General features: G+C 62.7%; 12 protein-coding genes. 8 read left to right on the top strand and 4 right to left on the bottom strand.

Annotated elements, in window-relative coordinates; genetic code table 11:
* On the bottom strand, positions 1–279 hold a 279-nt coding region (locus BM075_RS18705; protein ID WP_143089910.1), incomplete at its 3' end, for a transposase.
* A 92-nt stretch (positions 280–371) separates the two neighbouring features.
* Here BM075_RS18705 and BM075_RS18700 point away from each other — a divergent pair.
* On the top strand, positions 372–650 hold the full coding sequence (locus tag BM075_RS18700; RefSeq protein ID WP_093362217.1) for a hypothetical protein: 279 nt from the start codon (positions 372–374) through the stop codon (positions 648–650).
* 65 nt (positions 651–715) lie between these two features.
* Positions 716–862, top strand: coding sequence for an entericidin A/B family lipoprotein (locus BM075_RS18695; protein ID WP_093362216.1), 147 nt, complete (start codon positions 716–718; stop codon positions 860–862).
* 133 nt (positions 863–995) lie between these two features.
* On the opposite strand, the gene derI is transcribed toward BM075_RS18695, so the two are convergent.
* The 3 genes from derI to BM075_RS18680 are packed head-to-tail and all read right to left on the bottom strand — an operon-like array spanning position 996 to position 3,020.
* Complete coding sequence (gene derI, locus BM075_RS18690; RefSeq protein ID WP_093362215.1) at positions 996–1,454, bottom strand: D-erythrulose-4-phosphate isomerase; 459 nt, start codon at positions 1,452–1,454, stop codon at positions 996–998.
* 22 nt (positions 1,455–1,476) lie between these two features.
* Positions 1,477–2,244: a triose-phosphate isomerase gene (locus tag BM075_RS18685; protein WP_093362214.1), complete on the bottom strand. Its 768-nt coding sequence runs from the start codon at positions 2,242–2,244 to the stop codon at positions 1,477–1,479.
* Complete coding sequence (locus tag BM075_RS18680) at positions 2,241–3,020, bottom strand: DeoR/GlpR family DNA-binding transcription regulator (protein WP_093362213.1); 780 nt, start codon at positions 3,018–3,020, stop codon at positions 2,241–2,243. Before BM075_RS18680 ends, BM075_RS18685 begins: the two co-directional genes overlap by 4 nt.
* 148 nt (positions 3,021–3,168) lie before the next feature.
* Between BM075_RS18680 and tkt the strand changes: the two genes are divergently transcribed.
* The 6 genes from tkt to BM075_RS18650 all read left to right on the top strand — a co-directional run bounded on the left by tkt (position 3,169) and on the right by BM075_RS18650 (position 8,947).
* Complete coding sequence (gene tkt, locus BM075_RS18675; protein ID WP_093362212.1) at positions 3,169–5,193, top strand: transketolase; 2,025 nt, start codon at positions 3,169–3,171, stop codon at positions 5,191–5,193.
* 12 nt (positions 5,194–5,205) lie between these two features.
* The gene (fsa, locus tag BM075_RS18670; protein WP_093362211.1) at positions 5,206–5,859 is read left to right on the top strand and encodes a fructose-6-phosphate aldolase; all 654 of its coding nucleotides are present in this window, start codon (positions 5,206–5,208) and stop codon (positions 5,857–5,859) included.
* Positions 5,860–6,094: 235 nt separating this feature from the next.
* Positions 6,095–6,358, top strand: a complete 264-nt coding sequence (locus BM075_RS18665) for a DUF7218 family protein (protein WP_093362210.1) — start codon at positions 6,095–6,097, stop codon at positions 6,356–6,358.
* Between the two features lie 107 nt (positions 6,359–6,465).
* A complete protein-coding gene (locus BM075_RS18660; RefSeq protein ID WP_093362209.1) occupies positions 6,466–6,642 on the top strand; it encodes a DUF1328 domain-containing protein in 177 nt (58 codons plus the stop codon).
* 109 nt (positions 6,643–6,751) lie between these two features.
* Complete coding sequence (locus tag BM075_RS18655) at positions 6,752–7,252, top strand: Dps family protein (protein WP_093362208.1); 501 nt, start codon at positions 6,752–6,754, stop codon at positions 7,250–7,252.
* Positions 7,253–7,429: 177 nt separating this feature from the next.
* Positions 7,430–8,947 (top strand): phospholipase D-like domain-containing protein, encoded by a 1,518-nt coding sequence (locus BM075_RS18650; RefSeq protein WP_177208413.1) that lies wholly within the window; start codon positions 7,430–7,432, stop codon positions 8,945–8,947.
* Positions 8,948–8,994: the final 47 nt, after the last annotated feature.

Genomic DNA, 8,994 nt, shown 5'->3' with positions numbered 1-8,994 from the left:
GTCGATCATGACCGTCGTCTGCTCGCCGTGATCAGCGGCCAAGCCGACCATCATCTGGGCAAAGATGCCTTTATCGCTCCAACGCTTCCAACGGTTGTAGAGCGTTTTGTGCGGGCCATATTCCCTCGGCGCATCTCGCCATCGTAAGCCATTGCGATTGATGAAGATAATCCCGCTCAAAACACGCTTGTCATCGACGCGAGGCTTGCCATGGGACTTTGGGAAGAAAGGCTCAAGACGCGCCATCTGCGCATCCGTCAGCCAGAAAAGATCAGACATGTTCACCGCTCGGTTTTCGGACCGTGAATCACGCCCCTACCCGGAAATCAATGGGTCCTGACCCTAGCACGGCCACAAACGGAGGGACCGCAATGGAAACCGGCGCCAAGACACAGACGTCACCGGAGCTGATGGAGGGCAGATTGCTGGCACAGCGAAAAGTGCTGGCCGCGCTCGTGACCGCGGTGCTGGAGGATGGAGAGGGTGGGCGGAGCCGGCTTCGTACGCTGGTCGCCCTCGATTCTATGGAAGGTGAGCACGAAGAGGACCCTGGGGCAGATCCCGACGCCGCTTATGCGGTGGAGGCGGCAATTCACGAGGAACTTCGCCTCATTGCTGAAGCAGTCGCCGCGCAGCGCAATGTGACATGAGTTGAGGGAACATCTGCGGCGCACGTGCGTTTTCACGCAATAGCCATGTGCAGCACGGAGTTATCATGACCAGCAAACCCCTTTCTCTATTCGCCATCCTTGCCCTGTTTGCGCTGTCCGCTTGCGAGACTGTGCAAGGTGCCGGGCGTGACATCGAAAACGCCGGTGAAACCGTCACCGACACCGCGCAGGACGTCGAACAAAGCCTCTGACGAGAATTGGGGAACGCGCTCTCCCGACGATATCGGCGAAGAGCGCAGGTGTACCGCTCACTGAATGTCACTAAATGCAAAGGGCGCCCGGCAGTACCGGACGCCCTTTTTGTTTGTCCCGCACCGATACGGGTCAGGCGTTATACTTCGCGTCGACCTCGTTGATCGCGTTCACGTTCGCGGCCGACCGGCCTTCGGGGTCGAAATCGTTGGTGTTGGCGAGGAACGCATCCGCAATGGCCTTCGCCAGTTCGGAGCCGATCACACGGGCGCCCATGGTGATGATCTGGGCATTGTTGGAGAGGGCCGCGCGCTCGGCGGAATACGTGTCGTGGCATTGTGCTGCACGGATGCCAGGCACCTTGTTGGCAGACATTGCCACGCCGATGCCGGTACCGCAGCACAGGATCGCGCGGTCGTATTCGCCGGCAAGAACGGCGGAGGCGACCCGGTCGGACAGGTTGGCGTAAAAGGGATCGAGCCCTTCGCTCGTCCGGGAAATCTCAGACACCTCGTGGGTTTTGGACAGGTGTTCTGCCAGGACTTTGGCGAGGGGTTCTCCGGCGCTGTCGCCGGCAACTGCAATTTTCATGGGGTTTCTCCTTGAGACAGTATCAGATCACGGCGGCGCATTTTGCGAGGATATCGAGGTAGCCTTCGACGTTCCATGCCGAACGCCCGATGAAGAGCCCGTCGATATGCGGACACTGGATGAGTTCCTCGCAATTCTCCGGGTTCACCGAGCCGCCGTAGAGGCAGGGAATGCGGCGGCCGAGGATGTCTTCGGCCACGTCAATGATCTCGGCCTGCCGGGCATCGGCATAGTCCGAGGTGGCGGGAATGCCGTTTACGCCGATGGCCCAGACCGGCTCGTAGGCCAGAAGGATCTCGGCGGATTTCTGGTCATTCGACAGTTTGCCGAGCGCGCCGCGGACTTCCGCCTCCAGCACGTCCTGCGCGCGGCCGGACTCCCGCTGCTCCAGCGTTTCGCCGATGCAGATGAGCGGAATCAGGCCGTGGCGCACTGCGGCCTCGGTCTTCAGCCCCACCGTTTCGTCGGTTTCGCCGAAGTGTTCGCGCCGTTCGGAGTGGCCGAGTTCGACGATATCGAGGGTGCAATCCGTCAGCATCATCGGAGAGACCTCGCCCGTCCAGGCGCCCGCGTCGTCCCAGTGCATGTTCTGCGCACCGACCTTGACGGAGGTATCGGCAAGGATCTGCTTGACCTGGCGCACCGCGGTAAACGGTGGGATGACGAAGCGTTGGATCCGCTCGTCGCGGTCGCCATCAGCGGCTGCCAGCGCGGTGGCGAAGCTCTCGGCTTCTGCCAGTACCTTGTTCATCTTCCAGCTCGTGCCAATCCAGGCTGTCGGCGTGGTCATGAGAGGGTCTCCCTGTGTTCGGCCACCGTCAGGGTGAGGCCGGCGCTTTCAAGCGCGTGAAGGGCCGTTTGCGACGGGGCTTTGTCGGTGATGATAAAATCGAACTCGTCCAGATCAGCCAATTTGTGCAGGGCCGTCCGGTCGAAGCGGGTGTGGTTGACCAACAGGCACCGCCGGGTGCCGGAGGCCATCATGGCGCGCTTGGCCCGCACCACGGAATCGTCCATGTGAAAGACCTCCAGCCCGGACACGGCGGGCGAGGAGATGAAGGAGATGTCGGCGCGGAGTCGGGCAAGGCCGGCTTCCGCCAGGGACCCGAAAAACGCGTTGAACTTTGGCGAGAAGGTCCCGCCGAGGGCGATGAGTGTGATGCCGGTATCCAAGCGGAGCGCCTCCATCACGGCGGCGTTGTTGGTGATGACGGTCAGAGGGCGTTTCTCCACGAGCCGCTCGCCCAAAACGGCGGCCATTGAGCCGTCGTTGATCATCACTGTCATTCCCGGCTCGACCAGCGCCAGCGCGGCCTCGGCCATGGCAGCCTTCACGTCCTGTCCCTGGCGCTCGCGAAATCGGAAGTCGCTTTCAAACTGGGTACCGGATTCGATCGTCGCTCCACCGCGGATCTTTCGGATAAGGCCGTGGCCCTCCAGTTCGTCGAGATCCCGGTGAATGGTCATCTTCGACACGGCGAAGCGGTTGGCAAGCTCCTCCAGGCCCACTTCGCCCTGAAGGACGAGAAGCTCCATGATCGCCTGTTGCCGGTCGTCGCGTTTCAACCGTTTTCCCTTCGAAACTCCGGGGGTACGTCGTCGTGACTTAACATATACGTAACAAACATCACACCTCAAGTGATGTTTTGAGATTTTCTATTGTTATTTTTTTGAACCCGTTGTAGACGGACGGTAACCAAGGAGGATCAATTCCATGTCATTAGATTCGCCGGCTTCGTCTCTCGACACGGCGCGACTCGACCCGGAGAACTTCGCACTCGCCAACTGCATCCGTACGCTTGCCATCGATGCGGTGGAAGCGGCCAATTCGGGGCATCCTGGCGCACCCATGGGGATGGCGGACGCGGCCACCGTGCTGTTCCGTAAGCATCTGAAATTCGACGCATCCACCCCCGACTGGCCGGACCGCGACCGGTTCGTTCTGTCGAACGGCCATGCGTCGATGATGCTCTATGCTCTACTGCACCTGACGGGCTACGAGGATATGACGATCGAGCAGATCCGGAACTTCCGGCAGCTCGACTCTAAGACGGCCGGTCACCCTGAATACGGCCACGCCAAGGGCATCGAAACCACCACCGGCCCACTTGGTCAGGGGCTCGCCGGTGCCGTCGGCATGGCAATGGCGGAGCGCGCGCTGGCCGCGGAGTTCGGCGACGACCTCGTGGATCACCGCACCTACGTGTTCCTCGGTGACGGCTGCCTCGAAGAAGGCATCGGGCAGGAGGCGATCTCGCTCGCCGGCCACCTCGGGCTGGGCAAGTTGATCGTTTTGTACGACGACAACGGCATTACCATCGACGGGCCGACCTCCGTGTCCTTCTCGGAGGATGTCCCCGCGCGGTTCGCCGCCTGCGGCTGGCAGGTTCTGAGCTGCAGCGGTCATGACGCATCCGCGCTCGATGCCGCCATCACGGCAGCGAAGGCGGAGACGAGCAAACCGACACTGATCGACATGAAGACGGTGATCGGCCTCGGCGCTCCGACGAAAGCGGGCCAGGAAAGCTCCCACGGTGCGCCGCTGGGTGCCGAAGAAGCCGCAGGCGCGAAGGCGGCCTACGGCTGGACGGGCGAACCGTTCGCGATCCCCGAGGATCTTGCGAAGACTTGGCGCGAGATCGGTGCGCGCGGCGGGAAAGAACGGAAAGCCTGGGAAGCCCGGCTGGCCGGAGCGGACGCTGCGCTTCGCGCTGAGTTCGAGCGCCGCATGGCCAGAGTTCTCCCCGAAGGTTTCGACGTCGCCGTGGCCGAAGCGCGGAAGGCCCTCTTCGACAAGCCGCAGAAAGTGGCGACCCGCAAGGCCAGCCAGATGGCCCTCGCCGCCCTTGCCCCGGCGCTGCCGGAACTGATCGGCGGCTCGGCGGACCTGACTGGCTCCAACCTCACGCGTGTGCCGGCCGTGGACACCCAGTTCAGCCGCGCCGCCGCCGGTCGCTATATCGGCTTCGGTGTTCGTGAGTTCGGGATGGCCGCCGCGATGAACGGCATGTCGGCCCATGGCGGGCTGATCCCCTACGGCGGCACGTTCCTCGTGTTCTCCGACTACGCGCGGAATGCGATCCGGATTTCCGCCCTGATGGGTGTGGGAACGATCTACGTGATGACCCACGACTCCATCGGGCTGGGCGAGGATGGTCCAACCCACCAACCGGTGGAGCACATGGCCTCCCTTCGCGCGATGCCGAACCTGCTGGTCTTCCGGCCCGCCGATGCGATGGAAACGCTGGAATGCTGGGAAATCGCGATCCGCTCGCGGAATCGGCCATCCCTGATGGCACTGTCCCGTCAGGGCGTACCGCAACTTCGGACGGAAGCGGGGGACGAGAACCTGTCCGCGAAGGGCGCCTATGTCATCCATCAGGCCGGCGAGGGCCGGGACCTGACGCTGATCGCCACGGGCACCGAGGTGAGCCTTGCCGTCGAGGCAGCCGATGCACTCGCCGAAGGTGGCCTGGGCGTCGCCGTCGTGTCCATGCCGAGCTGGGAACTGTTCGAGGAGCAGGATGCGGGCTACCGCGCCGAAGTTCTCGGCCAGGCGCCGCGCATCGCCGTTGAAGCCGCCGGCAAGTTCGGCTGGACCCGCTACGTTGCAAGCGAGGATGACGTGATCGGGATGGACAGCTTCGGTGCCTCGGCGCCGGCCGAAGAGCTCTACGAGAAATTCGGCATCACCAAGGACGCAATCATCGCCCGCGCCAAAGTGCTGTTGGGCAAGTAAGGAGACAGGACCATGAAATTCTTCGTCGATACCGCCATCATCGATGACATTAAGGAACTGAACGACTACGGGCTGCTCGACGGGGTGACCACCAACCCCTCGCTGATCGCCAAGTCCGGACGTGACTTCAAGGAAGTGATCGCCGAGATCTGCGGCGTCGTGGACGGGCCGGTTTCGGCCGAGGTCGCCGCCATGGACTACGACGGCATGGTTGCGGAGGCTGACCATCTGTCGAAGATCGCCAAGAACGTCGTCATCAAGCTTCCGCTCACGCTGGATGGGCTGAAGACTTGCCGCTACCTGACGGACAAAGGCATCGACACGAACGTCACCCTCTGCTTCTCGCCCAACCAGGCGTTGCTGGCGGCGAAAGCGGGCGCGACTTACATCTCCCCATTCCTTGGCCGGCTGGACGACCTGAGTCTCGACGGGATGGAGTTGATCCGCGACATTCGCGTGATTTACGACAACTACGCCTTCGACACCCAGATCCTGGCCGCTTCCATCCGTTCGGCCAACCACGTGAAAGAGGCCGCGCTTGCCGGGGCCGACGTCGCCACGATCCCGCCCGCCGTGATCAAGAGCCTTGCCAAGCACGTGCTGACCGACAAGGGCCTGGACCAATTCGCCAAAGACTGGGCAGCCACGGGCCAATCGATCCTCTGAGATCCCGACCGGCCCGATAAGGCCGGCTGAGCCGGCCCTCAACGACCGCCCGTTCCTCCCGCGGGCGGTCGATTTGCGCCTGGCATTTGGACTTTCAGCCCTTGTCGGAGCTTATGTCGTCTCCCACCCCGGTCGGGGAACATCCCGGTCCGGTCGCCGTTGTGTGACATATCGCGCTGGACGGACGCGCACAGACGCGACCCGCTCCGCGTTTGGCACTCAAGGAGGATCGGAGATGACTCGCGACCACGGCAAGTCCATCAAGGACGACGAAACATACGAGGCACTGCGGGACAAAGGCGCTAGCAAACAGAAAGCCGCAGCCATCGCCAACGCCCAAGCCAACGAGGATCAGGAGCCGTCCAGGAAGGGTGGCAAGGCTCCGCCCCATGAGGAGTGGACGAAGGACGACCTCTACGATCGGGCCCGGGAGCTGGATATTTCTGGTCGCTCCGACATGACCAAGTCCGAGTTGATCGACGCGTTGCGCAACCGCTGACCGGACGTCGCGAAAGTTTTCCAGTGAAAGGAACCTTTGGCTTGGCGCTCCGTTCACCCGGCAGAGAGGCTGATCGCAGGCTTCATACCGACCGAAGGAGAAACGCCATGCTCGGATGGGCCCTGACCTTTTTGGTAATCGCCCTGATCGCTGCGGTTTTCGGATTCGGCGGCATTGCGAGTGCCTCGGCCGGGATCGCGCAGATCCTGTTCTTTGTTTTCCTGGTTCTGTTTGTCGTCGCTCTGATTGTCCGGGCGATGCGCGGGAGTACACCGCAACGATAGACCGTCGAGCGAAAACCCCGCGCTGTGCTCAGCGATACGATACCGGTCCAGAAGTCGATGACGGGCCGGTCCATTGAAACCCGATTGCCTTCTGAGGAGTCCTCAAAAGATGTCTGAACCGCTTAAAGTTGTCCCGTCTTCCACCAAAGTCGATACCGGTGTCGAGGACACGGGAGCCGTTGCCAGCGCCCTTGCCGATATCCTGTCGGATACCTATGCCCTGGTCCTGAAAACGCACGCCTACCACTGGAACGTCGAAGGTCCGCTGTTCTATGCGCTGCACCACCTGACCGAAGAACAGTATAACAACCTTTTCGCCGCCACCGATGTGCTGGCCGAGCGCATCCGCGCATTGGGGCACCTGGCTCCGATGAAGATGGCCGACATCGTCGAGACCTCCGTCATCAAGGACGCCGAGGGCACTCCGTCGGCTGGCGAGATGGCGACTGACCTCGCCAACGACCACGAACGCGTTGCGAGCCGGCTGCGCGATCTCGTCGGGCTGGCCGAGGAAAAGAACAACGACCCGGTGACGGCAGATCTCGCGATTGCCCGCGCTGCGTTCCACGAAAAGGCAGCCTGGATGCTGCGGTCACTCGCCGCGACTTGAGTTCCCTCAACAGGGTGCATGCCCTGGAACTTCATGCCCCCGCCCTCGTGGCGGGGGTTTTTTATGCCTGAATCGGCCCCAGGTCATATGGCGGAACACGCTCAAGCATGCAAAGTTGACCCAATGCAAATGCCAACGACGACGATGCCGCAAGCACCGACCTCGCCAACGGACCCAATGCTCCTTCTGACAGCTTCGGAGGCCTTTCCGCAGCTTGAGCGCCTCGTTCTTGGGGCCAAGAAACGGGTGGTGGCGGGTTTTCGTATTTTCGACGCCGACACGCGCCTGCATTCGGAGGAAGGGCAGGCCATCGGGGAGACTTGGGCCGACCTGATCGCGCACCGGCTCCGCGAAGGGATCTCGTTTGAATTCACCTTGGCGGACTTCGACCCGGTCCACCGTCCGGCGCTGCATCATCTGGCACAAGAGTCGGCGGAGAAGCTGCGCGCGGCGGCGCGGGCTTCTGGTGCGGAAGAGCGGTTCAAGCTTGCCTGTGTTCGGCATCCGGCGCAATCCAGCCTGTGGCACAGGATCCTGTTCGCCCCGCTGGAATGGCGGGAGATCGCGAAACAGGCCCGCCGGCTGAACCAGTTGGCCGAATCCGCCCGGGACCAGTACCTGGACTCGGTGCCCGGCCTGGCGGCGATGTTGCACCGCAAGCCGAATGGCAAGGTTCGGGTCCGACGCCGGCTGCCGCCTATGTATCCCGGCTCCCATCACCAGAAGCTTGCGGTGATTGACCGGGAGTACCTCTATATCGGCGGGATCGACCTCAATGAACGCCGGTATGACGACCCAACCCATGATCGGGCCGGAGGGGAGACCTGGCACGACGTTCAGCTTTGCCTGACGGGCGAAGTGGCCGGTTCTGCGGAGGATCACTTGCGGGCGTTTCAGGACGAATGCACGGGCCGGGTCCCGCCGTCGCCGCGCCCCGGGCTCCTCAGAACGCTGTCCTGCGTGCGGCCGAAGCTGGCGCCCATGATTGGGCCACGTCCCGTGGTTCACGAGATTTTTGACCGTCATCTGGAAGAAATCGGTCGCGCAGAGCAGCTGATCTACCTGGAGTCGCAATTTCTCCGCTACCTGCCCATCGCCGAAGCGTTGGCAAAGCGGGCAGAAGAAGTGCCGGACCTGGGACTTATCGTGATATTGCCCGCCGCGCCGGAGGACATCGCCTTCGACGGAAACCAAGCGCTGGATGCCCGGTTCGGGGAGGAGCTTCAGGCACGCTGCTTGGCGCGCATTCGCAAATCTTTCGGCGCACGGGCCTGTCTGATTTCCCCCGCGCAACCCCGCGGGGTGCCACCGGACGGCGACCGGGCGACGTTGATGAGTGCGCCACTGGTGTACGTCCATGCCAAGGTGTCACTCTTCGATGATCGTTGCGCGATCGTCAGTTCGGCCAACCTGAACGGGCGCAGCATGAAATGGGATACCGAGGTCGGCGTGGCGCTGACCGTCCCGGAGCAGGTGACGGCCATCAGAAAACGGGTCATGGAGCATTGGTTGCCCGACGTCCCGGATCCGGGATTGCTGGACCCGGCCACGGCCCCGGCAGCGTGGACGGCTCTGGCACACATGAATGCCAAAACAGCCCCGGCCGAGCGCCAAGGTTTCCTTCTGCCTTTCCCGGAATCCGCGCCGCGCCGGTTCGGAACCTTCGTGCCGTTTGCGCCGCCGGAAATGGTCTGACGGCGAACACCTTCCATCACATCCCAGCGAGGCGGGAACGCCGTTTG

Source organism: Tropicimonas isoalkanivorans (genome assembly GCF_900112335.1).
Classification (GTDB): domain Bacteria; phylum Pseudomonadota; class Alphaproteobacteria; order Rhodobacterales; family Rhodobacteraceae; genus Tropicimonas; species Tropicimonas isoalkanivorans.
Note: the sequence above shows the minus strand (reverse complement) of the source record. Positions and strands in the feature narration are given on the sequence as shown.